Origin of the sequence: Streptomyces sp. NPDC127068 (assembly GCF_042724695.1) — a bacterium.
In the GTDB taxonomy this organism is placed as follows: Bacteria; Actinomycetota; Actinomycetes; order Streptomycetales; family Streptomycetaceae; genus Streptomyces.
The window spans coordinates 1-21,348 of the sequence record NZ_JBHXEN010000032.1; the positions used below are offsets into that span (position 1 = coordinate 1).

The 21,348-nt window shown below is 74.9% G+C and carries 20 protein-coding genes and 1 pseudogene; 16 read left to right on the forward strand and 5 right to left on the reverse strand.

The window, feature by feature from the left end; all coding sequences use genetic code 11:
* Window positions 1-250: 250 nt before the first annotated feature.
* Both ACFWIA_RS20685 and ACFWIA_RS20690 read left to right on the forward strand, forming a co-directional pair.
* Entirely contained in the window at window positions 251-1,282 is a 1,032-nt protein-coding gene (locus ACFWIA_RS20685) for an NlpC/P60 family protein (RefSeq protein ID WP_387007197.1), read from the forward strand.
* 69 nt (window positions 1,283-1,351) lie between these two features.
* A complete protein-coding gene (locus ACFWIA_RS20690; RefSeq protein ID WP_387007199.1) occupies window positions 1,352-2,608 on the forward strand; it encodes a hypothetical protein in 1,257 nt (418 codons plus the stop codon).
* A gap of 21 nt (window positions 2,609-2,629) precedes the next feature.
* Here ACFWIA_RS20690 and ACFWIA_RS20695 read toward each other — a convergent pair whose 3' ends face one another.
* Window positions 2,630-3,664, reverse strand: a complete 1,035-nt coding sequence (locus ACFWIA_RS20695; protein WP_387007201.1) for a PucR family transcriptional regulator — start codon at window positions 3,662-3,664, stop codon at window positions 2,630-2,632.
* 116 nt (window positions 3,665-3,780) lie between these two features.
* Between ACFWIA_RS20695 and ACFWIA_RS20700 the strand changes: the two genes are divergently transcribed.
* Both ACFWIA_RS20700 and ACFWIA_RS20705 read left to right on the forward strand, forming a co-directional pair.
* Window positions 3,781-4,677 carry an alpha/beta hydrolase gene (locus ACFWIA_RS20700; RefSeq protein ID WP_387007203.1) on the forward strand — a complete coding sequence of 299 codons (897 nt, stop codon included), beginning with the start codon at window positions 3,781-3,783 and terminating at the stop codon, window positions 4,675-4,677.
* 105 nt (window positions 4,678-4,782) lie between these two features.
* Window positions 4,783-5,925: a glycosyltransferase family 4 protein gene (locus tag ACFWIA_RS20705; protein WP_387007205.1), complete on the forward strand. Its 1,143-nt coding sequence runs from the start codon at window positions 4,783-4,785 to the stop codon at window positions 5,923-5,925.
* A gap of 344 nt (window positions 5,926-6,269) precedes the next feature.
* Here ACFWIA_RS20705 and ACFWIA_RS20710 read toward each other — a convergent pair whose 3' ends face one another.
* The 3 genes from ACFWIA_RS20710 to ACFWIA_RS20720 all read right to left on the reverse strand — a co-directional run bounded on the left by ACFWIA_RS20710 (window position 6,270) and on the right by ACFWIA_RS20720 (window position 8,099).
* Window positions 6,270-6,422: a hypothetical protein gene (locus ACFWIA_RS20710; RefSeq protein WP_387007207.1), complete on the reverse strand. Its 153-nt coding sequence runs from the start codon at window positions 6,420-6,422 to the stop codon at window positions 6,270-6,272.
* A 178-nt stretch (window positions 6,423-6,600) separates the two neighbouring features.
* A complete protein-coding gene (locus tag ACFWIA_RS20715) occupies window positions 6,601-7,374 on the reverse strand; it encodes an ABC transporter permease subunit (protein WP_387007209.1) in 774 nt (257 codons plus the stop codon).
* On the reverse strand, window positions 7,371-8,099 hold the full coding sequence (locus ACFWIA_RS20720) for an ABC transporter ATP-binding protein (RefSeq protein ID WP_387007211.1): 729 nt from the start codon (window positions 8,097-8,099) through the stop codon (window positions 7,371-7,373). The genes ACFWIA_RS20715 and ACFWIA_RS20720 overlap by 4 nt, the downstream gene beginning before the upstream one ends.
* A 111-nt stretch (window positions 8,100-8,210) precedes the next feature.
* Between ACFWIA_RS20720 and ACFWIA_RS20725 the strand changes: the two genes are divergently transcribed.
* The 6 genes from ACFWIA_RS20725 (at window position 8,211) to ACFWIA_RS20750 (ending at window position 14,580) form a co-directional block, all read left to right on the forward strand.
* Complete coding sequence (locus tag ACFWIA_RS20725) at window positions 8,211-9,485, forward strand: sensor histidine kinase (protein ID WP_387007213.1); 1,275 nt, start codon at window positions 8,211-8,213, stop codon at window positions 9,483-9,485.
* Window positions 9,486-10,142, forward strand: coding sequence for a response regulator (locus ACFWIA_RS20730; RefSeq protein ID WP_387007215.1), 657 nt, complete (start codon window positions 9,486-9,488; stop codon window positions 10,140-10,142).
* Between the two features lie 312 nt (window positions 10,143-10,454).
* Window positions 10,455-11,360 carry an endonuclease/exonuclease/phosphatase family protein gene (locus ACFWIA_RS20735; RefSeq protein ID WP_387007323.1) on the forward strand — a complete coding sequence of 302 codons (906 nt, stop codon included), beginning with the start codon at window positions 10,455-10,457 and terminating at the stop codon, window positions 11,358-11,360.
* A 44-nt stretch (window positions 11,361-11,404) separates the two neighbouring features.
* Window positions 11,405-12,169 carry a two-component system response regulator CseB gene (cseB, locus tag ACFWIA_RS20740; RefSeq protein ID WP_387007216.1) on the forward strand — a complete coding sequence of 255 codons (765 nt, stop codon included), beginning with the start codon at window positions 11,405-11,407 and terminating at the stop codon, window positions 12,167-12,169.
* Between the two features lie 5 nt (window positions 12,170-12,174).
* Window positions 12,175-13,437 (forward strand): sensor histidine kinase, encoded by a 1,263-nt coding sequence (locus tag ACFWIA_RS20745; RefSeq protein WP_387007218.1) that lies wholly within the window; start codon window positions 12,175-12,177, stop codon window positions 13,435-13,437.
* A gap of 171 nt (window positions 13,438-13,608) precedes the next feature.
* On the forward strand, window positions 13,609-14,580 hold the full coding sequence (locus ACFWIA_RS20750) for a D-alanyl-D-alanine carboxypeptidase family protein (RefSeq protein ID WP_387007220.1): 972 nt from the start codon (window positions 13,609-13,611) through the stop codon (window positions 14,578-14,580).
* A gap of 11 nt (window positions 14,581-14,591) precedes the next feature.
* Here ACFWIA_RS20750 and ACFWIA_RS20755 read toward each other — a convergent pair whose 3' ends face one another.
* Window positions 14,592-16,394, reverse strand: coding sequence for an AMP-dependent synthetase/ligase (locus ACFWIA_RS20755; protein WP_387007222.1), 1,803 nt, complete (start codon window positions 16,392-16,394; stop codon window positions 14,592-14,594).
* Between the two features lie 358 nt (window positions 16,395-16,752).
* On the opposite strand from ACFWIA_RS20755, the gene ACFWIA_RS20760 reads away from it, so the two are divergent.
* The 6 genes and pseudogenes from ACFWIA_RS20760 to ACFWIA_RS20785 form a co-directional block, all read left to right on the forward strand.
* On the forward strand, window positions 16,753-17,556 hold the full coding sequence (locus ACFWIA_RS20760; RefSeq protein WP_387007223.1) for a metallophosphoesterase: 804 nt from the start codon (window positions 16,753-16,755) through the stop codon (window positions 17,554-17,556).
* Window positions 17,557-17,710: 154 nt separating this feature from the next.
* Window positions 17,711-18,148: an SRPBCC family protein gene (locus ACFWIA_RS20765; protein WP_387007225.1), complete on the forward strand. Its 438-nt coding sequence runs from the start codon at window positions 17,711-17,713 to the stop codon at window positions 18,146-18,148.
* A gap of 174 nt (window positions 18,149-18,322) precedes the next feature.
* Entirely contained in the window at window positions 18,323-19,483 is a 1,161-nt protein-coding gene (locus ACFWIA_RS20770; protein ID WP_387007227.1) for an ArsA family ATPase, read from the forward strand.
* 67 nt (window positions 19,484-19,550) lie between these two features.
* Window positions 19,551-20,081 (forward strand): DUF5304 domain-containing protein, encoded by a 531-nt coding sequence (locus tag ACFWIA_RS20775; RefSeq protein ID WP_387007229.1) that lies wholly within the window; start codon window positions 19,551-19,553, stop codon window positions 20,079-20,081.
* 53 nt (window positions 20,082-20,134) lie between these two features.
* Window positions 20,135-21,076 (forward strand): ROK family glucokinase, encoded by a 942-nt coding sequence (locus tag ACFWIA_RS20780; protein WP_387007230.1) that lies wholly within the window; start codon window positions 20,135-20,137, stop codon window positions 21,074-21,076.
* Between the two features lie 69 nt (window positions 21,077-21,145).
* Window positions 21,146-21,348 (forward strand): annotated as a pseudogene (locus tag ACFWIA_RS20785) (hypothetical protein); the annotation flags it as partial.

A 21,348-nucleotide genomic window follows, 5' to 3' on the forward strand; every position in this document is an offset into this window, starting at 1 on the left:
GGTCCAGGCCCGCGGGCGGCGGCGCGTCGAGCGGCGGGGCGCCCCACGGCGTGCTGACGTTCGCCGCACCCTCCGAACGGGCGAAATCCCGAATCGTCCGCTGACCCGCACCCCCCGGATGACCTGCGTCTGCGGCACCTCGTCACCGTGCGTGCGCGAGCCGGTCGTTGGTCGTGACGGGGTCGCCCGGCTACTGTCGGCGCGCATTCCCCCGCCTCGGGGGACGTCAGCGGAAGGAGTGCGGCCAGCCGTGGGGTCCCATCGCCGCCCGGCGCAACCCGGTTTCGACCGGAGCGCCCGCGTCACCGTCCTGTCCGCCGCCGCGGCCACCGCGGCGGCGGCGCTCGTCGCGGGCTCCGCCCACGCCGCACCCCGTGACACCCCCGCCGAGACCCGGGCCGAGGTCGATCGGCTGTTCGCGCAGGCCGAGCAGGCCACCGAAGCCTTCAACGAGGCCGACGAACGCACCGATCGGCTGCGCACCACCGTGGCCGGGGCACGGGACCGGGTGGCCCGCGGCCAGGAACGCATCAACACCATGCGCGGGGCGCTCGGCTCGCTCGCCGGGGCGCAGTACCGCTCCGGGGCCGTCGCCCCCTCGCTGGAGCTGATGCTCTCCTCCGACCCCGACTCCTACCTCGAACGGGTCGCCGCCCTCGACCGCATCGGCACCCGGCAGGTCGGCGAACTCCAGCAGCTCCAGCAGGCGCAGCGCACCCTCGCCCAGGAGCGCGCCGAGGCCACCCGCGCCCTCGCCGAACTGGAGCGCAGCCGGGCGGACGTGGCCCGCCGCAAGCAGGTCGTGGAGCGGAAGCTCGGCGCGGCCCGCCAACTCCTCAACTCCCTCACCCGGGCGCAGCGCAACGCCTACGACCGGGCCTCGCGCTCCGGACGCGACACGCTCGCCCCGCCCGACGCCGGCCCGGCGGCCCCCTCCCGGCGCGCCGCGTCCGCCGTCGCCGCCGTGCGTTCCGCCGTCGGCCGCCCCTACGTGTGGGGCGCCAACGGGCCCACCGGGTTCGACTGTTCGGGCCTCATGCAGTGGTCGTACGCACAGGCCGGGGTCGGTCTGCCGCGCACCTCCCAGGCGCAGCGGTACGCCGGCCGCCAGGTGCCGCTGTCCCAGGCCCGGCCCGGTGACCTGGTCGCCTACCGCAGCGACGCCAGCCACATCGGGATGTACGTCGGCAACGGTCAGGTCGTGCACGCCCCCTACCCGGGTGCCCCGGTGCGCTACGACCCGGTCGGGATGATGCCGGTCTCGTCGGTGACCCGGGTCTGAGTCCGCTCCGGGCGCCCCGGGCCGGGGTCGGGGACGGGGCTCGCCCGTGAGGGCCCGTACGCTCGGAGCATGGCGGCGCACGGGCCCGGCGGGCGGAGCGCGCGACGGTGGCGGACGTCCGCCCTGCTCGCGCTGATGACGGGCGCGACGCTGCTCGCCGGCCCGATCGGCTGCGGTGCCCCCGCGGCGCCGGCCCCGCTCCGCGTCGACGAGGCGCAGCGGGTCCTCGACCAGCGGGCGCGGGCCGTGCTCGCCCGGGACGCCGCCGGCTACCGGGCCACCGGCGACCCCGGCCCCGGCGGTGCGGCACCCCCGGACGATCCGGTGTTCGACCGGCTCGCCCGGGTGCCGCTCGACTCCTGGAGCTACCGCGTGACCGGCGTCGACCGGTCCGGCGACCGGGCCGCCGTCCGCGCCGACCTCGCCCACCGGATCGAGGGCTACGACCGGGCGCCGGTGGTCACCGCCCGCCTGCTCGACCTGCGGCTGCGCGGGGACCGCTGGTACGTGGCCGGTGACCGGCCCGCCGCGGGGGCGCCCCGTCACCTGTGGGAGCAGGGGCCGGTGGAGGCGGTGCGCGGGAAGCGGTCACTGGTCCTCGGCACGGGTCAGGACCGGGCGCGGCTCCAGGAGTTCGCGGCGCTCGCCGACCGGGCGGTACCGGGGGTGAGCGCCGAGTGGGGGGAGGACTGGGCCGGGCGGGTGCTGGTCCTCGTACCGGGGTCGCTGGACGGGATGGGCGCGCTGCTCGGGCAGCCGGCCGCCGGGTACCGGGGGATCGCCGCGGTCACCACCGGTGAGGTCGGCGGGCGCGGACCCGCCGACCGGATCGTCGTCAACCCACGGGCGTACGGGGCGCTCGGCGCCTTCGGCCAGCGGGTCGTCCTCACCCATGAGACGGTCCACGTGGCGACCCGGGCCCACACCTCCGCGGCCACCCCGCTGTGGCTCTCCGAGGGGTACGCGGACTGGGTGGGGTACCGCGCCGCGCCCGGCTCCGGGACCCGCACCGACCGCCAGCGCGCCCCCGAACTGGAGCGGGCGGTGCGGGACGGCCGGGTTCCGGAGCGGTTGCCCCGGGACGCCGACTTCGGGTTCGCCCGCGACCCGGCCCGGTTGGCGCGGGCCTACGAGGGCGGCTGGCTGGCCTGCCGGCTGATCGAGGAGCAGTGGGGCGCGGCCGAACTGAACGCCTTCTACCGGGCCGTCGGCGCCGGTACGGACCGTGCGGGCGCGGTCGAGGACGCGCTCCGGGAGGTGCTCGGGGTGTCGGAGGCTCAGTTCACGGCACGGTGGCGGGAGCATCTGACCCGGACACTGGGCTGACCCTGACCCGGGGGCCCGCACTCAGCCGTCGTGCAGCCGCCAGGCGGTCAGGGCGAGGGCGGCCCGCATCAGACCGCGGGGTTCGGTGAGTTCGATGTCCAGGACCTTGGCGATCTGCTTCAGCCGCCGGGCGACGCTGCTGTGGTGCAGATGGAGGAGGTCGGCGGCCCGGCGCAGGGAACCGGTGGCGCAGTAGGCGTCCAGGGTCTCCAGGTCCTCGGAGTTGCCCGCGATGCGGGCGACGGCGGCCACGTCGGCGTTGTCGTGCGTGGAGTCCCGGGACACCTGGGCGAGCAGCGCCAACGCCCCCAGGTCGTCGTGGTGGACGACCGGCCGGCGCGCGGTGGTGAAGCGCAGGGCGGTGCGGGCCCGCTGCCAGGACCGGTCGGGGCTCCCGCCGGAACCGATGCCCGCGCGTACCCCGTCCGGGAACCCGGTCCGGTCCACGGCGGCGGCCAGGACGGCGCCCACGTCGGCGAGCGGCGCCGACTTGACCGGGCGGGCCGGGCAGATCAGCGCGGCGATCCGGTCGAGCGGGAGCCGCGCGTGCACGGCGACGACGTGGACGGGGGAGTGGGCGGTGAAACCGAGCAGGCGTAACGCCCGGGCCCGGGCCGCCTCGTCGCTGTCGGAGCTGATCGCCAGTTCGACGAGGGCGGGGTCGGCCATGGTGGTGCGCGCCGGACCGTACCGTTCGACGGCCGTCGCGGCGGCGATGGCGAGCCGGTCCAGGAGGATGCCGTCGAGCGCGTTCGGCGCGCCGGGGCGTTCCAGCCACGCCGTGCCGATCTCCTCCTCGTCGAGGGTGATCGGCGTCGTCGTGGACGCGGGTGACGACGCGGCGGGCGCCGGCTCGCCGTCCGGGGCGACCCGGATCGCCCGTCCGGTGCCGTGCAGACGTATCCCGGCCACGCACTCCGCCAGGCCGGCCGAGGCCCGGGCGAGCGCTGACACGTTCACCCGCCGATGGATCAGCGTGTCGTAGAACGCGACGATGCGCAGCGCGCCGTCGACGTACGGATTCAGTCCGGACAGCCGTACGGCCAGTGCCTCCATGGCAGGAGAGTAGGCCCCGGAACGGGGAAGGTGAAGCGCCGACCGGCGCACGATCCGGGTGGAATGCCCGACAGTTGGCGGGTGTGCACCGGGCAGCCGGTGGTGAGGATGACGCCATGGATCCCGAACTCGAAGCATTCGTCCATCTGCTCCCCCCTGCCGACCTTACCGACCCGGTCGCCTTCCGCGAGGTCTATGCCGCACTGGCCACCGAGAAGTCGGTGCCGGAGGCCGTCGGGCTGGAGATCGAGGACCGCACGGTGCACGCCGACCCCGACGTGGCGGTGCGCATCCACCGTCCGGACCAGGCGCAGGGCGCGGTCGTGTGGTTACACGGCGGGGCCTGGGTCGTCGGTGACCTGGACGTCGGACAGCACTGGGGCGTCCTGCTCGCGGAGCGTTCCGGTGCGACGGTGATCTCCGTCGACTACCGCCTCTCCCCCGAGAACCGGTTCCCGGCCGCCCTGGACGACACCTACGCCGCGCTGGCCTGGACGTTCGAGAACGCGGCCGAGCTGGGCATCGACCCGGAGCGGATCGCGGTCGGCGGCCACAGCGCCGGCGCCAACCTCGCCGCCGCGGTGGCCCTGCGCGCCCGGGACGAGAACGGCCCGCCCATCCGCTTCCAACTGCTCAACGAGGCCATCCTCGACGACCGGCAACAGACCTGGTCGGCGCAGAACTTCACCGACACCCCCTGGAACACGCGGGCCGTCCGCGGCGCGGCCTGGGGGCACTACCTGGGCTCCCAGCCCGCCACGCCGTACGCCGCACCGGCCCGCGCCGAGGACCTGTCCGGCCTCCCGCCGGCCTACATCGCCACCGCGGAGTTCGACCCGAACCGCGACGAGGCCATCACCTACGCGCAGCGCCTGCTCCAGGCGGGGGTCTCGGTCGAACTGCACCAGTGGCCCGGCACCTTCCACGGGTCGCAGGCGCTCCAGTCCGCCGAGGTCTCCCAGCGGCAACTCACCGAACTCGGCACCGTCCTGCGTCGGGCCCTCGCGGGCTGAGGCCCTCCCGGCCACGGCGGTCGGGCGGCGTGCCCGACCGCGCGCCGCGTCGACCGCCGTGGCCGGCGACCCGGTGGCGCCCCGGGTTCGGTACTGTCGAGGCCGATGCGAAAGACCCTGATCGTCACGAACGACTTCCCGCCCCGGCCCGGTGGTATCCAGGCGTTCCTGCACAACATGGCCCTACGGTTGGACCCCGAGCGGATCGTCGTCTACGCCTCCACCTGGAAGCGGAGCCGCGAGGGCGTCGAGGCCACCGCGGCCTTCGACGCGGAACAGCCCTTCACCGTCGTCCGCGACCGCACCACCATGCTGCTGCCGACCCCCCGCGTCACCCGTCGGGCCACCGCGCTGCTGCGCGAGCACGGCTGCGAGTCGGTGTGGTTCGGGGCCGCCGCCCCGCTCGGTCTGATGGCGCCCGCACTGCGCGCGGCGGGGGCGCAGCGGCTGGTCGCGACCACCCACGGCCACGAAGCGGGCTGGGCGCAACTGCCCGCCGCCCGACAACTGCTCCGCCGGATCGGCGAGTCGACGGACACCCTCACCCACCTCGGTGAGTACACCCGCTCCCGGATCGCCGGTGCGCTGACGCCGGCCGCCGCGGCCCGCATGGTGCAGCTGCCGCCCGGCGTCGACGAGAAGACCTTCCACCCCGGCTCGGGCGGCGACCTGGTGCGCCGACGCCTCGGCCTCGCGGACCGGCCCGTCGTCGTGTGCGTCTCCCGGCTGGTGCCGCGCAAGGGGCAGGACACCCTGATCGAGGCGATGCCCCGCATCCTGGCCGCCGTGCCGGACGCGGTGCTGCTGGTGGTGGGCGGCGGCCCGTACGAGAAGGACCTGCGCGCGCTCGCCGGGACGACGGGGGTCGCCGACTCGGTGCGGTTCACCGGGGCGGTGCCGTGGTCGGAGCTGCCCGCCCACTACGGCGCGGGGGACGTCTTCGCGATGCCGTGCCGCACCCGTCGGGGCGGACTCGACGTCGAGGGTCTGGGGATCGTGTACCTGGAGGCGTCCGCCACCGGGCTGCCGGTGGTCGCCGGGGACTCCGGCGGCGCTCCGGATGCCGTCCTGGAGGGCGAGACCGGCTGGGTGGTGCGCGGTGGACGCCCCGAGGAGGCGGCCGACCGGATCGTGACCCTGCTCGGCGACGCGGAGCTGCGGCGGCGGATGGGGGAGCGCGGCCGGGCCTGGGTCGAGGAGCGCTGGCGCTGGGACCTGCTGGCGGAGCGGCTGCGGGAACTGCTGTGACCGTCCGCCCGGGCCCACCGATCGGCCCGGGCGCCGGCCTCGGACGGGGCCGTTCGCGCAGTTCCCCCCGCCCCTGACGGGGCACTCCTGTGGCGCACGGGTCGGAAGCCGCCCCGGTGGGGGCGCGGGGTACTGCGCACGACACCGGCGCACCCGTGCAGGGCAGCGCACCGCCAGGTGAACGTACCCAGAGGGGCGCGGGGAACGGCGCGGGCAACCGCGACGCACCCGCACGGAGCAGCGCACATGCAGCGGAACGCACCCGAAGGGGCGCGCGGAACTGCGCAGCGCCCCGGCCCGGACCCGGCGGCCGGGGCACGGCTCCACGAACCGGGCGCCGGTTCTCAGCCGACGAGTTCGGCCTTGTTCATCGCGCTCACCGAGGAGGACCCGCGGTCCTCGGGAATGACGATCTTCGCGAGCTGTCCGGCGGCCCCGATGAGGAAGCCGGAGACCACGAGGGCGGCGAAGGCGAGCGCGAGACGTCGGACGGTCATGGGAGCCCCCTGGGACACGGGCCGCCGTCGCCCGGGTGGCCGACAGCGGCTGCGGACACCGCCCCTGCGGCGGCACTCCGGACAGTAGGGCGCCCGCCCGCACTCCGCCAGACCCGTTCCGGGCCGAAGCCCTCGAACCCGACCGCGCCGACCGCGGCACGCCCGGCGGCAGCCCGCCTCACCCCGCGTCCCGCCGCCGCAGCGCCGCGTACCCCGCGGCGAGGGCGAGGGCGGCCCATCCCGCGAGGATCGCGGTCCCCGTCCAGGGCCCGTACGCGCGGGGGAAGGCCGGATCCTCCGGCGGCCCGGACAGGTGCATGATGAACGAGCCCGCGGAGTCCGGCAGGAACTGCGTCACCTCCTGGAGCTGCGGCAGGTTGCCGAGCCCCTGCGAACCGAGGAAGAGCAGCGGCAACAACACCCCCAGCGCCAGCGCCGGCCTGCGCACCACGGTGGCCACGCCGAACGCGAACCACCCGATCAGCATCAGGTACAGCCAGGAGCCGACCGCCGTCCGGTACGTGTCCCGTTCCCCCCACTCGACCCCCCACGGGCCGAGGGCCGCCTGCGCAGCCGCGAACGCCGTCGCCACCGTCACCAGGCAGACGACGGACAACAGGGCCGACACCGCGCCCAGTTTGCCCGCGTAGTAGCGGCCCCGGCTCGGGATCGTGACCAGCGAGATGCGCACGGTGCCCGTCGCGTACTCGCCGCCGACCGCCAGGACCGCGAACACCACCACGGCCAACTGGGCCAGCGTCAGACCGTAGGTGCTCGCGAAGACCGGGTCGACCATCCCCGGACCGTCCGCCGACGGGTCCTCCCAGCCCGCCCGCAACGCCCGCCCGATCAGCGTCGCCCCGCCCCCGCCGACGGCCACCACCGCCGCCAGGGACCACGGCATCGACCGCACGGTGAGGATCTTGGTCAGCTCGGCGCGGAACACGCTCATCGTCCCGCCCCCCGGTACTCCACGGCGGCGTCGGTGAGCCGCAGCACCGACTCCTCCAGCGTGCCCCCGCCCCCCGCGGCCACCACCTCGGCGAGCGGCGCGTCCGCCAGCAACCTGCCCCGCCCGATCACCAACAGATGATCGGCGGTGAGCTCCATCTCGGCCATCAGATGGCTGGACACCAGCACCGTGCGACCCTCCGCGGCGAGCCCCCGCAGCAGTTTCCTGATCCAGCGGACGCCCTCCGGGTCGAGTCCGTTGACGGGCTCGTCCAGGATCAGCACCGGAGGATCACCCAGCAGCGCACCGGCGATCCCGAGCCGCTGCGTCATCCCCAGTGAGAACCCCTTGGCGCGCCGCGCCCCGGCGTCGCCCAGCCCGACCAGGTCCAGCACCTCGCGCACCCGGCGGGCCGGTATCCGGTTGCTGTGCGCCTGCCACAGCAGGTGGTGCCGGGCCCGCCGGCCCCCGTGCAGGGCGCCGGCGTCGAGCAGCGCCCCCACGTGGCACAGCGGACGGGCCAGCTCCCGGTAGGGCCGGTCACCGATCAGTGCCGTGCCGGACGTCGGGCGGTCCAGCCCCAGGACCATGCGCAGCGTGGTGGACTTGCCCGCGCCGTTGGGGCCCACGAACCCGGTCACCTGCCCGGGGCGGACCGTGAAGGTCAGGTCGTCCACCGCGACCCGGGGACCGTACCTCTTGGCGAGGTTCCGTACGTTGATCATGCTGCGACGCTAGGGGCGCGAACCGCTGCGGCACCGCCCCCGAAAGTGGGCGGAGGCGATCCGCCTTCGTGGTGTGGCGCCGTCCGCGCGGCGCGTCCTACGCTGCTCGCCATGATCCGCCCGAGCCTCGCCGCGGTCGCCGCGCCCGTCGTGGTCGCGACGGACACCGCCCTGCTGGCCGCGGTCCACTCCGGTGGCCCGCCGCGGTGGGTCACGGTCCCGGGGTACGCGGCGCTCGCCGTCGCCCTCATCTGGTGGGGGCGGCGCACCCCGGCCGGGGCCTTCGCGGCTGCCGTGGTGGTCTCGGCGCTGCCCGGTGCGTACGCCCTGCTGCTGTGGAGCGGGTACCGGGCCGGACACGCACCCGCCACCCGCGCCGGTACGGCGGTCACCGTGGGCGCCGCCTGCGGAGGTCTCGCGGCCCAGTTGACGTTGCGACCCGCCGGGGTGGGGCTCCTCGCCGTCGTCACCGGCTATCTGGTGTTCGTCGCGATGCCGCTGCTGGTGGGACGTCACCAGGCGCAGCACGACCAACTGGTGGCCGCCCTGTCCCAGCGCAACCGGCAACTCGTCCGCCGGCAGGAACTGCTCGCCGAACGGGAGCGGTTGGCGGAGCGGCTGCGGATCGCCCGGGACATGCACGACTCCTTGGGCGGTCGGCTCAGCCTGGTGTCGGTGCAGGCCGCCGCGCTGGAGGTGGCGGACCTGCCGCCCGCCCAACGGGACGGGGTGCGGCGGCTGGCCGGGTCCGCCCGGGGCGCCGTGGACGACCTGCACGAACTGGTCGGGGCGCTGCGCGGGGCGGAGGAGGCGTCGCCCGAACCGGGGCCGGCCGCCGTCGAACGGGTCGTCGCGGAGTTCCGGGAGGCCGGGGTGCCCGTGGTGCTGTCCGGCGGCGGGGAACCGCTGGAGCTCACCGACGCCGGCTGGCGCGCCGCCTACCGGGTGGTGCAGGAGGGGCTGACGAACGCGGTCAAGCACGCGGCAGGTCAGCCCGTCACGGTGGCGCTCGACTGGGAGGGCGACGCGGCCCTGCTCACCGTCGTCAGCCGGGGCCCGACCGGGCCCGACCGGGGCACCGCGCCGGGTGCCGGACACGGTCTGGCGGGGCTCGGGGAACGGGTGCGGGACGCCGGTGGCCTGCTGGACCACGGGCCCACCGGGGACGGCTTCCGGCTGCTGGCGATGCTGCCCGCGCGGCGCCCCGAGGCGGCGGACGGCCCCGGCGCGCGGTCCGTCGCGGCGGGGGACTTCGCGCTCGACGGCCCAATGCCGCCGTTGTCCGCGGTGCCCGTCGGCACCGTCCGGTCCGTGGTCCAGGGGATCGCCGTCGCCGTGCTGGTGTTCGTGGTGGTGCCCGGCTCCCTGATGCTGGGGGTGCGCTGAATGATCAGGGTCCTGATCGCGGACGACGAGCCGCTCATCACGGCGGGCATCCGCACCGTCCTCACCTCCGCCGCGGACATCGAGGTCGTCGCGGAGGCGGGCGACGGGCGCGACGCGGTGGAACAGGCGGTGCGCCACCGGCCGGACGTGGCCCTGCTCGACGTGGTCATGCCGGTGCTGGACGGGCTGGGCGCCGTGGCGGAACTGCGCGGCAAGGCGCCGTCGACCCGGTGCGTGGTCCTGACCGCCTTCGGCGCGGAGCCCCACGTCATGGCGGCCCTGCAACACGGCGCGGCGGGCTTCGTGCTGAAGAACTGCGAACCGGGGGAGCTGATCCGCGCGGTCCGCGCGGCACACGCCGGGGACGCCTTCCTCTCGCCCCAGGTGACCCGGCTGCTGCTGGACACCGTCGGCGCCGAACGGGTGGCCCGACGCCAGGAGGCGGTGCAGCGGCTGACCCGGCTGACCACCCGTGAGTCCCAGGTGCTGGCGCTGGTCGCCGAGGGACTGTCCAACGCCCAGATCGCCCGCCGCCTCCACATGACGGAGATGACCATCAAGACGTACGTGAGCCGGGTGCTGGCCAAGCTCGACTGCGCCAACCGGGTCCAAGCCGCCCTGCTCTGCCGGGACGCCCACCCGGGCGCCCCGGGCTGACGGGTCCCGGGCGCCCGGTGCCACCCGTAGGGGCGGCCGGCGAGCGTCGATACAGAGTCGATACACAGCCGCGCGCCACCTGAAGCGCTCCCCTGAACAGCCGGAAGCGCACCTCCCGGAAGGTGTCGGAGTACCCGGGCCCCGGGTGTCCGTGACAGTGGGGAGACACCTGCCGTGCCCAGCCTTCCGAGGGCCTCCGCGCCCGCCACCGCGCCCACCGCGCCCGAACCCGCGCCCATCGACCCGCCCCCGCGCCCCGCGGCGGACGCCGCCCCCGCGCCCCGGCGCGCGCCCCGCCTCCGTGGCCGCCGACTGGTGGTCGCCGCCCTGTTCAGCGGGGCCCTCATGGCACTGCACGCCTCGCTGCCCAACACCGTCGGCAACCTCGGCAGCCTGGTCCAGACGCTGCTGCCCTGGCTGGGTCTGAGCGTGCCCGTCCTGCTCGCGCTGGCGGCGCTGCGCCGCTCCCGGCTCGCCGCCGTCGCCGCGCTGGTTCCCGCCGTGGTGTGGGCCTCGCTCTTCGGCGGGGTGCTCACCGACAAGTCGGGCGCGCACGACGGCGGCGCCGGCCGACTGGTGGTGGTCAGCCACAACGTGGACGAGGACAACCGGGACCCGGAGCACACCGCCCGCGCCCTCGCCGCGACCGGGGCGGACGTCCTGGCCCTGGAGGAACTGGCCCGGGACGCCACCCCCGTCTACGCCCGCGAACTGGCCGGCGCCTACCCGCACCGGACGGTGCACGGCGGGGTCGGACTGTGGAGCCGACACCGGCTGGAGGACGTCGAGGTGGTGCCGATCATGCCGTGGACCCGTGCGGTGCGGGCCACCGTCCGCACCCCCGAAGGACCCGTCGCCGTCTACGCCGCCCACCTCGCCTCGGTCCGCGTCCACCCCTTCCACGGCTTCACCACCGAGCGCCGCAACGACGCGGCCCGCCTGCTCGCCGACGCGGTCCACGCGGAGCCGTTGCCCCGGGTCGTGGTGCTGGGCGACCTCAACGGCACGGACCGGGACCGTGCCCTGGCCCCCCTCACCTCCGGGCTGCGTTCCGCCCAGCGGGAAGCGGGCGACGGCTTCGGGTTCACCTGGCCCGCCGCGTTCCCGGTGGTCCGCATCGACGACGTCCTGGTCCGCGGCATGACCCCGCGCTCCTCCTGGACGCTGCCCGCCACCGGCAGCGACCACCTCCCCGTCGCCGCCTCCCTCACGCTGTGAGATGCGTCCCCGCCCACCGCCGGGCGCCCGGAGCCGGGGCTACGATGCGAACGACCGACACCCCCCACGACCAGGAAGGCACCGTGCCGCAAGCCCGGGCCAACGACCCCGTACCCGCCCCCGTACACGTCCTGCTCGTCGAGGACGACGCCACGATCCGTCGCGGTGTCCAACTCTCCCTGGAGCGGTACGGCTACCGGGTCACGGTCGCCGCCGACGGGCTCAGCGGGCTGGAGGGCTTCCGCGCGGGCGGCCACGACCTGCTGCTGCTCGACGTGATGCTGCCCGAGCTCGACGGGATCGGGCTGTGCCACCGCATCCGCGAGGAGAGCCTGGTGCCGGTCCTGATGATGTCCGCCCGCGGCGACTCCCTCGACGTGATCGCCGGGCTGGAGGCGGGCGCCGACGACTACGTCGTCAAACCCGTCGAGACCAACGTCCTGGTGGCCCGCATCCGGACCCTGCTGCGCCGCGCCACCTACCGGCCGCCCGCGGAGTCCACCGCCGACCGGGACCCCGTACGACCGCTGGTCTTCGGCGACCTGAGCGTGGACCCCCGGGGCATGGAGGTGCGCCGGGACGGACGCCTCGTCCCGCTGACCCCGACCGAGCTGCGGCTGCTGCTGGAGTTCGCCGCCGCGCCCGGCGCGGTCCTCGACCGCCGGCGGCTGCTGCGCGACGTCTGGGACTACGGGTGGGAGGGCGACACCCGGGTGGTGGACCTGTGCGTGCTGCGGCTGCGCAAGAAGATCGGCGGCGGCCGGATCGAGACGGTCCGCGGCTTCGGCTACAAGCTCGTCCGCGGCTGACCGCGGTGAGCCTGTCCGCCTTCCGCACCCTGCGCTGGAAGATCGCCGCGCTGACCGCCGTCGCCTGCTGCGCGGTCGCGGGCGTGATCGGCGTCCTGGTGCGCGACGCCGTCCACGACCGTGGCATGAACGCGATGCGCGAGCAGGTGGATGACCGGCTGCTCGCGGCGGAGAAGGAGTACGCCCGCACCGGCCGGGTGGAGCTCCCCGTCGACGCCCGCGCCCCCGAGGAACTGCCCGCACCCCTGGCCCGCTCGCTGGCCGCCGAGCAGTCGCAGGGCTGGAACAAGGCCCTGTGGTACGACGTCGACCCGCCCAACTGGTACTGGATGTGGGGCGCCGCCGCGGTCGGGGACCGGGTGCTGGTCGTCCGGGTGGACATGAGCCGGGAGGAACGCAACCGTCAGCTCCTGGACCGCCGCATCCTCATCTCCCTGTTCACCTCCCTCGCCGTCGTCGTCCCGCTCGCCGCCCTGGCCACCGAGCCCGTGCACCGGCGACTGCGCTACGGCGCCCGCACCGCCCGGGTGATCGCCGACGGCGACCTCGACGCCCGCATCGGACGACCCGGACGGGCCCGCGACGAGATCACCGAGATGTCGGCGGCCGTCGACGAGATGGCCGCCGCCCTGCAACGCAAACTGGAGGACGAGCGCCGGTTCACCGCGGACGTCGCCCATGAGCTGCGCACCCCGCTGATGGGCCTGGCGACCGCCGCCGGGCTGCTCGGCGAGGACGACGAGGCGACCGCCCTGGTACGGGACCGGGTACGGGCGCTGACCGCGTTGGTCGAGGACCTGTTGGAGATCTCCCGACTCGACGCGGGGGTCGAACGGGCCCGGCTGGACCGGGTGCCGCTCGCGGAGTTCGTCGAGGACGTGGTGCGGCGCTCGGGTGCCGGCTCCCCGGCGGACACCCGGATCACCGTCCGGGACGCGGCCGTGGTGGAGACCGATCCGCGCCGGGTGGAGCGGATCGTGGTCAACCTGGTCGCCAACGCCCACCGGCACGGGGCGACGCCCGTGGAGGTCACCGTCACCGGCACCCGGATCGCCGTGCGCGACCACGGGCCGGGATTCCCCGCGGCACTGCTGGAGCACGGGCCGCGCCGGTTCCTCACCGGGGCCAGCGAGCGAGGCCGCGGCCACGGCCTGGGACTGACCGTCGCCGAGGGCCAGGCGCGGGTGCTCGGCGCCCGACTGACCTTCGAGAACGCCCCGGACGGCGGGGCGGTCGCCACCCTCCACCTGACCTCCGGCACCCTCTGAAACGGAACCGAAACGGGACCACGCGGCGGCCGAAACGGCGTCGCACCGGCCCGGAAGAACGACTCCCCGAAGGTGGGGTGCGTACCCGACGCACACGTCTTCCGGAGGTTCCCCGTGTCAGTCGATCACCGGTCAGTCGACCACCCGTCACTCGGTCCCCGTACCCGTCCGATGCCCCGCCCGACCCTCCGTCCGGCGGGCCGACGCACCGTGCTCGCCCCGCTCGTCGCGGCGGCCGTGCTGGCGACCGGCACCGGAGCCTGGCTCTTCCTCGGCGGCGACGAGCGGCGCCTCGCCCCCGCCGTCACCGAGGCCTCGCCGACGCTCTCCGCGGCCCGGTCGCTGGACCTGCCGTGGCCCGTCGAGGGCCAGGCGAGCGTGACGGTCGACGGGGTCGGCAGCCTCGGTACCCGGGGCGTCCAGGACCCGGTGCCGATCGCCAGCCTCACCAAGGTCATGACCGCCTACGTGATCCTGAAGGAACACCCCGTGCGAGCCGGCTCCGGGGGCGCCGACGTCCTGGCCGACCAACGGGCCGCCGACGAGTCCTACTCGTCCGTCGAGTCGACCGTCCCGGTGGACGAGGGGCGCACGTACTCCCAGCGGCGGCTGCTGGAGTACATGATGGTGGGCTCCGCCAACAACGTGGCCCGGTTGCTGGCCCGTTGGGACGCGGGCGACGAGCAGGCGTTCGTCGCGAAGATGAACCGGGCCGCCGACGACCTCGGCATGGGCCGCACCACGTACACCGGGGTCAGCGGCATGGAGGCCAGCACCAAGAGCACCGCCACCGATCAACTCCGGCTGGCCCGCGCCGTCATGAAGGACCCGGTCTTCCGCGAGGTCGTCGCCACCGAGGAGGTCGAGGGCGGCAGCGGGGCGCGGGTGGTGAACACCAACAAGCTCCTCGGCCGGGACGGGGTCGTCGGTCTCAAGACCGGCTCCTCCACCCCGGCCGGCGGCAACCTCGTGTGGGCCGTCCGGCAGCAGGTCGCGGGCAGTTCGCGGCTGGTCCTCGGGGTGGTCCTCGGGCAGCGCGCCGGCAGCAACCCGGTCGCCGGCGGGGCCGCCGCCCACGAGGCCAGCCACGCCCTGATCACCGCGGTCCGCAAGGCCCTCCCGGACGTCATCGGCCGTGGCTGACCGGACGGGCCCTACGGGCGGTAGAGCGCCTCGATCTCGTCCGCGAAGTCCTTCGCGACGACGTTCCGCTTCAGCTTCAGGGACGGGGTCAGATGCCCCGAGTCCTCGGTGAACTGCGACTCCAGGACGCGGAACTTGCGCACCGACTCCGCCTTGGACACCGCCGCGTTGCCGTCGTCGACGGCACGCTGGAGGGTGGCCAACAGATCCGGGTCCGACCGCAGGGAGGCCGCCGTGGCGTCGGCGGGCTTGCCGTTCTCCCGGGCCCAGCGGCCGAGGAAGTCCTCGTCCAGGGTGATCAGCGCGCCGACGAACGGACGCCCGTCGCCGACCACCATGCACTCGGCGATCAGGGCGTGCGCGCGGATGCGGTCCTCGATCACCGCGGGCGCCACGTTCTTGCCGCCCGCGGTGACGATGATCTCCTTCTTCCGGCCGGTGATCCGCAGATAGCCGTCCTCGTCCAGGGTGCCGATGTCCCCGGTGTGGAACCAGCCGTCGCGCAGCGCCTCGGCGGTCGCGGCCTCGTTGTTCCAGTAGCCGGTGAACAGGTGCTCGCCGTGCAGCAGCACCTCGCCGTCGTCGGCGATCCGGACCACCGAACCGGGGAGCGGCTGCCCGACCGTGCCGATCTTCTGCCGGTCCCACGGGTTGAACGTGGTCGCCGCGCAGCTCTCGGTGAGGCCGTACCCCTCCAGGACGGTGAAGCCGATGCCCCGGAAGAAGTGGCCCAGCCGCTCCCCGAGCGGCGCGCCGCCCGAGATCGCGTACTCGCCGCGTCCGCCCAGCACCGCGCGGATCTTGCGGTAGACCAGCTTGTCGAAGATCTTGTGCTTGATCCGCAGCCCCAGCGACGGGCCCCGGGCGGTGTCCCGGGCCCGGCTGTACGCGATGGCCGTGTCGGCGGCCCGGTCGAAGATCTTGCCCTTGCCGTCGGCCTGCGCCTTGGCCCGGGCGCCGTTGTAGACCTTCTCGAAGACCCGGGGCACACCGAGCACCAACGTCGGCTGGAACGAGGCCAGTTCGTCCGTGAGCTGGCGGATGTCCGGTACGCAGCCGAGCCGGATCGGCGCCACCATCGGCGCGATCTGCACCATGCGGCCGAAGACGTGCGCGAGCGGCAGGAACAACAGGATCGAACACTCACCGGTGCGGAACAGGGGCCGCAGCCGCTCCACCACGTTGCCGCACTCCGCGAGGAAGCTGCGGTGGGTCAGCACGCAGCCCTTCGGCCGGCCCGTGGTGCCGGACGTGTAGATGATGGTCGCCGGATCGTCGGCCTTGGCGAGCGAGCCCCGTTCGGCGACCACCGCGTCACCGTCCGCCAGCTCCGCGCCCAGCCGTCCCAGCTCCTCCACCCCGCCCGCGTCGATCTGCCAGACGTGCTGCAGCTCCGGGAGCCGGTCGCGCACCGCCGCCAGTTCGGCCGCGTGGGAGTCCAGCTCGACCACGCAGGCCACCGCGCCCGCGTCGGACAGGATCCACTCCAGCTGCTCGGACGAGCTGGTCTCGTACACCGGGACGGTGACCCCGCCCGCGCTCCAGATCGCGAAGTCCAGCAGGGTCCACTCGTAGCGGGTGCGGGACATCAGGCCGACCCGGTCGCCGGGGCCCACCCCGGCGGCGATCAGGCCCTTGGCCGCCTTCTCGACCTCGGCGAGGAACGCGCGTGCGGACACGTCCTGCCAGGCGGCGCCCGCCTTGCGGGCGATCACGGCGACCTCGGGGTGGCGCGCCGCGTTTCTGCGGACGATGTCGGTCAGGTTGCCGTCCGTCGGGACCTCGTACAGGGCCGGAAGGCTGAACTCGCGCAAGGCTGCTGCTCCTCATAGGGCGCCGGCGCCACGACACTGTGTCGCTGCGGCGGTCCGGTCACGGCTCGGCAGTGCCGGACTCCGCTACCGGGCCCCGCGACCGGGGCGCGGTACACGGCGCCGGGCTCGGAGCTCGACGGGCACGACGGGACGGCCCGGACGTTACCGACCGGTACGATTCTTCGATAGAGGGTTCCGGCCAGATGTTCGCTGCGTCACATGTCATGGTGTTCCTGCGCGCACAGTAGTCCACCCCCTTCCCGACTGGGAAGTAACCGCAGGTCCGGTGCCCTCCGGTGGGCCCCTACGGCCCTGTCGGAGCACGCGGGGCCCACCGGGCCCGTTCTAGGGTCGGGCCATGGCAGTCACCGCGTCCCGAACACGCCACCCCCGCACCCGCACCCGCATTCACGTGGTGAGCGACGTCCACGGCAACGCCCGGGACCTCGCCCGCGCCGGGGACGGCGCCGACGCCCTCCTCTGCCTCGGTGACCTGGTGCTCTTCCTCGACTACGCCGACCACGCGCGCGGTATCTTCCCCCAGCTGTTCGGCGCGGAGAACGCCACGCGGCTCATCGCGCTGCGCACCGCCCGCCGCTTCGACGAGGCACGGGCCTTCGCGGCGGAGCTGTGGGCGGGCGTCGACCGGAACGCGGCCGTCGAGCAGGCCGTGCGTGAGCAGTACGCCGAGTTGTTCGCGGCCCTCCCCACTCCGACGTACGCCACCTACGGCAACGTCGACATACCGGGCCTATGGTCCGAGTACGCCCGCCCCGGCACCACGGTCCTGGACGGACAGCGCGTCGAGATCGGCGGCCGGACCTTCGGGTTCGTCGGCGGGGGACTGCGCAGCCCCATGCGCACGCCCTACGAGATCGGCGACGAGGAGTACGCCGCCAAGGTCGAGGCGCTGGGCGAGGTCGACGTGCTGTGCAGCCACATCCCGCCGGACGTGCCCGAGCTGCTCTACGACACCGTGCCGCGCCGCTTCGAACGGGGCAGCCGCGCCCTGCTCGACGCCATCCGTCGCACCCGTCCCCGGTACGCCCTCTTCGGACACGTCCACCAGCCGCTCGCCCGGCGGATGCGGATCGGCGCCACCGAGTGCGTGAACGTCGGGCACTTCGCCCGTACCGGGCGGCCCTGGGTCCTGGAGTGGTGAACCACCCCCGCACCCCGTCGCGGGCAGCCGCCCGCGGCCCGGCGTCCCGGGGCCGGGAACGGCCGGTCAGCGCTGCGCGGTAGCCTTCATCCCTATCCCGCGCGGCACACGCGCACCCCGCACCCACCGGACCGCATCTGGAGGAGCCACGGCGATGGCGGAGTACACCAGTTCGAGCATCAGGATCGAGGCCGACCCGGCCGAGGTCATGGCCGTGATCGCCGACTTCGCCCGCTACCCCGACTGGACCGGCGAGGTGAAGGAGGCCCAGGTGCTGGCCACCGACGCCGACGGCCGCGCCGAGGAGGTGCGGCTCGTCATGGACGCCGGCGCGATCAAGGACGACCAGACCCTCGCCTACACCTGGGGCGGTCCGCACGAGGTGAGCTGGACGCTGGTGAAGTCGCAGATGCTGCGCTCGCTGGACGGCTCGTACCTGCTCAAGGAAGCGGGGGAGTCGGTGACGGAGGTCACCTACCAGCTCACCGTGGACGTCAAGATCCCCATGCTGGGGATGATCAAGCGCAAGGCCGAGAAGGTCATCATCGACCGCGCGCTCGCCGGACTCAAGAAGCGCGTCGAGTCCGCCTGACGGGTCGGGTCCGCCCGGGACCGACCGGCTTCCGAGGGCCGACCGGCTTCCGGGGACCGACCGGTCCGTACGGGTTCCCCGACCGCCCGTACGGCCGCGGCCCCTCCCGTACGGCCACGACCCCCGCACGGCCGCGCCGTCGTCGGGCACCGCGGCAGGCACTAGCGTTCGGGCATGCGAACGATCCTCGTCACGGGCCCCGGCGGAGCGGGCCGCAGCACCGCTGCGGCCGCCACCGCACTGACCGCCGCCCGCGCGGGACAACGGACCCTGGTCCTGTCCACCGACCCCGCCGACGGCCTCGGCGCGGCCCTCGGCACCCCCACCCGGCAGGACCCCGCCGAACTCGCGCCCGGTCTCACCGCCTGGCGCCCCTCGGCGGCGCCCTCCTTCGGCGAGGAACTGCTGCGACTCCAGGACTGGGCCGCCCCCGCGCTGGACCTCGCGGGAGCCGCCCGGCTGGACGGAGAGGAACTCACCCCGCTGCCCGGAGCGGAGGAAGCCGCCGTCTTCCGCGCCCTGCGGGCAGCCGTCCGGGCCCCGCACGACGTGGTCGTCGTCGATCTGCCGCCCCTCGACCGGGCCCTCGCCCTGCTCGCCCTGCCCCAGCAGCTCCGCCGCTACCTGCGCCGACTGCTGCCCCCCGAGCGCCGGGCGGCCCGCGCCCTGCGCCCCGTCCTCGGCCGGCTCGCCGGCGTCCCGCTGCCCACCGCCGCCCTGTACGAGACCGTGGAACGCTGGGACGGGGAACTCGCCGCCGTCGAAGCCGTCGTCGCCGACCCGGCCACCACCGTGCGACTGGTCGCCGAACCCGGCCCCGCCGCCACCGACGCCCTGCACACCGCCGCCACCGGCCTCGCCCTGCACGGACTGCGGGTGGACACCCTCCTCGCCAACCGGGTGCTCCCCGAGGACACCGGCAGCCACTGGCTGGCCGGCGCGGTCGCCCAGCAGCGCAAGGCCCTCGCCGACTGGGCCCCCTACCCCGTGCACGAGGTGCCGCACCTGGGCCGCGAGCCGCGCGGCGGTGACGACCTCGCCGCACTCGCCGTCCCCTTCGACCCGGCGCCCCCGACACCCGTCACCTGGTCGCTCACCGACCGGATCGCCGCCGACGGGGTACTGGTGTGGGCGATCCCGCTGCCCGGGGCCGTCCGCGAAGAGCTCGACCTGGTCCGCCGCGGCGACGAACTCGTCATCACGGCGGGACGGTTCCGCAGGATCGTTCCGCTCCCCTCCGCGCTGCGCCGCTGCACGGTCGTCGGGGCCGGCCTGCGCGACGGGCAGCTCCAGATCCGCTGCGCGCCCGACCCCGGACTGTGGCCGGCGAAGTGAAGGGGACACCGCCGTTCGGGTACCGTCGAAGGGGCGAACCGTCGTCTTCCTCAGGAGTCAGCCCGTCATGAGCGATGCCGAGCGCCCCGCCCCCGGCAAGGACCAGCAGGGCGCCGCCCCGTCCGACCCCGGCTTCGACACCGACGCCTGGTCCACGGCCTGCGCCGAGGACCTCGCCGAGGAGCAGGCCCGCCGCCGGGCCCAGTACGGCCCGCCGCCCGGCTCCGCCACCGAGGAACTGCGCAAGCTGATGGACGCGGTCGCCGACAAGCTCTCCGGGCTGTCCGGCCCGCTGCTCGGCCCCGCCACCTCGGGCGTCGTCCAGCAGGTGGTGCGCCAGGCCCGGGAGGCCGTCGAACCGGTCATCGAGCGCAACCCGGCGGTCTTCGACCACCTCACCGCCGCGGGCGGCGAACTGCTCGCCGCGTACCGCTCCGCCGTCCAGAACCAGGAGACCCGCTGGACCCGGGGCCCTGCCGAGGACTCCCGCAAGAGCACCGACGGGGCCGCGTCCCCCGCCCCTGCCGACCCCGCCGACCCCGGTGAGCAGCCGCGCGACGAGGGCACCGGCGGTGGCGGCCGGATCGATCTCGACTGAACTCCCCCTCGGGTACGGTGTGCCGTGCGGGGCACGACCGAACTGAGGGACACATGGGACTGACCATCGGGGTCGACATCGGCGGCACGAAGATCGCGGCCGGAGTGGTCGACGAAGAGGGCGCGATCCTGGAGACGCACACCGTGCCGACCCCGTCCACCCCCGACGGCATCGTCGAGGCGATCTGCGACGCGGTCGGCGGCGCGGGCAAGGGCCACGACATCGAGGCCGTCGGCATCGGCGCCGCCGGCTACGTGGACGACAAGCGGGCCACCGTGCTGTTCGCCCCCAACATCGACTGGCGGCACGAGGCGCTGAAGGACAAGGTCGAGCAGCGGGTCGGGCTGCCCGCCGTCGTGGAGAACGACGCGAACGCCGCCGCCTGGGGCGAGTACCGGTTCGGCGCGGGCCGCGGACACGAGGACGTCATCTGCGTCACCCTCGGCACCGGCATCGGCGGCGGCATCATCATGGGCAACAAGCTGCGGCGCGGACGCTTCGGCGTCGCCGCGGAGTTCGGCCACGTCCGGGTCGTCCCCGACGGACTGCTCTGCGGCTGCGGCAGCCAGGGCTGCTGGGAGCAGTACGCCAGCGGCCGGGCGCTCGTGCGCTACGCCCGGCAGCGCGCCCGGGCCACCCCCGAGAACGCCGCGGTGCTGCTGGGACTCGGCGACGGCACCCCCGACGGCATCCAGGGCAAGCACGTGAGCGACGCCGCGCGGGCCGGCGACCCGGTGGCCGTCGACTCGTTCCGGGAACTGGCCCGCTGGGCCGGCGCCGGACTCGCCGACCTCGCCTCGCTGTTCGACCCCTCCGCCTTCATCGTGGGCGGCGGCGTGTCCGACGAGGGCGACCTGGTGCTCGACCCCATCAGGAAGTCCTTCCGGCGCTGGCTCGTGGGCTCCCACTGGCGGCCCCACGCCCAGGTGCTGGCCGCCCAGTTGGGCAACCGGGCCGGCCTGGTGGGTGCGGCCGACCTCGCCCGACAGGGCTGACCGCTCCGGGCCCGCGCGGGTCCCCGTGTCGCGTCGAACGGGCCCCGGGGGTCCGCGTACGTTGGGGGAATGGACTTCAACTCGGTTGCGGAACCCGACGGTTCCGCCGTGGTGCGGGTGCTGAGCTACAACGTGCGGTCGATGCGGGACGACACCGCGGCGGGGGGCGGGGGGTTACCGGGCCCCGCCCCCCCCCGGGTGCGACGGCACGAGGGCCCCCCGGTGGTAACCCGGGGGAACAAACGGGCCCAGGCAGATATAAAAAAAATACG

Excerpts from the sequence above, each read along its gene's own strand:
- ACFWIA_RS20690 (WP_387007199.1), top strand. The coding sequence starts at position 1,352 with ATGGCGGCGCACGGGCCCGGCGGGCGGAGCGCGCGACGGTGGCGGACG.
- ACFWIA_RS20695 (WP_387007201.1), bottom strand. The coding sequence starts at position 3,664 with ATGGAGGCACTGGCCGTACGGCTGTCCGGACTGAATCCGTACGTCGAC.
- ACFWIA_RS20700 (WP_387007203.1), top strand. The coding sequence starts at position 3,781 with ATGGATCCCGAACTCGAAGCATTCGTCCATCTGCTCCCCCCTGCCGAC.
- ACFWIA_RS20705 (WP_387007205.1), top strand. The coding sequence starts at position 4,783 with ATGCGAAAGACCCTGATCGTCACGAACGACTTCCCGCCCCGGCCCGGT.
- ACFWIA_RS20710 (WP_387007207.1), bottom strand. The coding sequence starts at position 6,422 with ATGACCGTCCGACGTCTCGCGCTCGCCTTCGCCGCCCTCGTGGTCTCC.
- ACFWIA_RS20715 (WP_387007209.1), bottom strand. The coding sequence starts at position 7,374 with ATGAGCGTGTTCCGCGCCGAGCTGACCAAGATCCTCACCGTGCGGTCG.
- ACFWIA_RS20720 (WP_387007211.1), bottom strand. The coding sequence starts at position 8,099 with ATGATCAACGTACGGAACCTCGCCAAGAGGTACGGTCCCCGGGTCGCG.
- ACFWIA_RS20725 (WP_387007213.1), top strand. The coding sequence starts at position 8,211 with ATGATCCGCCCGAGCCTCGCCGCGGTCGCCGCGCCCGTCGTGGTCGCG.
- ACFWIA_RS20730 (WP_387007215.1), top strand. The coding sequence starts at position 9,486 with ATGATCAGGGTCCTGATCGCGGACGACGAGCCGCTCATCACGGCGGGC.
- cseB (WP_387007216.1), top strand. The coding sequence starts at position 11,405 with ATGCGAACGACCGACACCCCCCACGACCAGGAAGGCACCGTGCCGCAA.
- ACFWIA_RS20750 (WP_387007220.1), top strand. The coding sequence starts at position 13,609 with ATGCCCCGCCCGACCCTCCGTCCGGCGGGCCGACGCACCGTGCTCGCC.
- ACFWIA_RS20760 (WP_387007223.1), top strand. The coding sequence starts at position 16,753 with ATGGCAGTCACCGCGTCCCGAACACGCCACCCCCGCACCCGCACCCGC.
- ACFWIA_RS20765 (WP_387007225.1), top strand. The coding sequence starts at position 17,711 with ATGGCGGAGTACACCAGTTCGAGCATCAGGATCGAGGCCGACCCGGCC.
- ACFWIA_RS20770 (WP_387007227.1), top strand. The coding sequence starts at position 18,323 with ATGCGAACGATCCTCGTCACGGGCCCCGGCGGAGCGGGCCGCAGCACC.
- ACFWIA_RS20775 (WP_387007229.1), top strand. The coding sequence starts at position 19,551 with ATGAGCGATGCCGAGCGCCCCGCCCCCGGCAAGGACCAGCAGGGCGCC.
- ACFWIA_RS20780 (WP_387007230.1), top strand. The coding sequence starts at position 20,135 with ATGGGACTGACCATCGGGGTCGACATCGGCGGCACGAAGATCGCGGCC.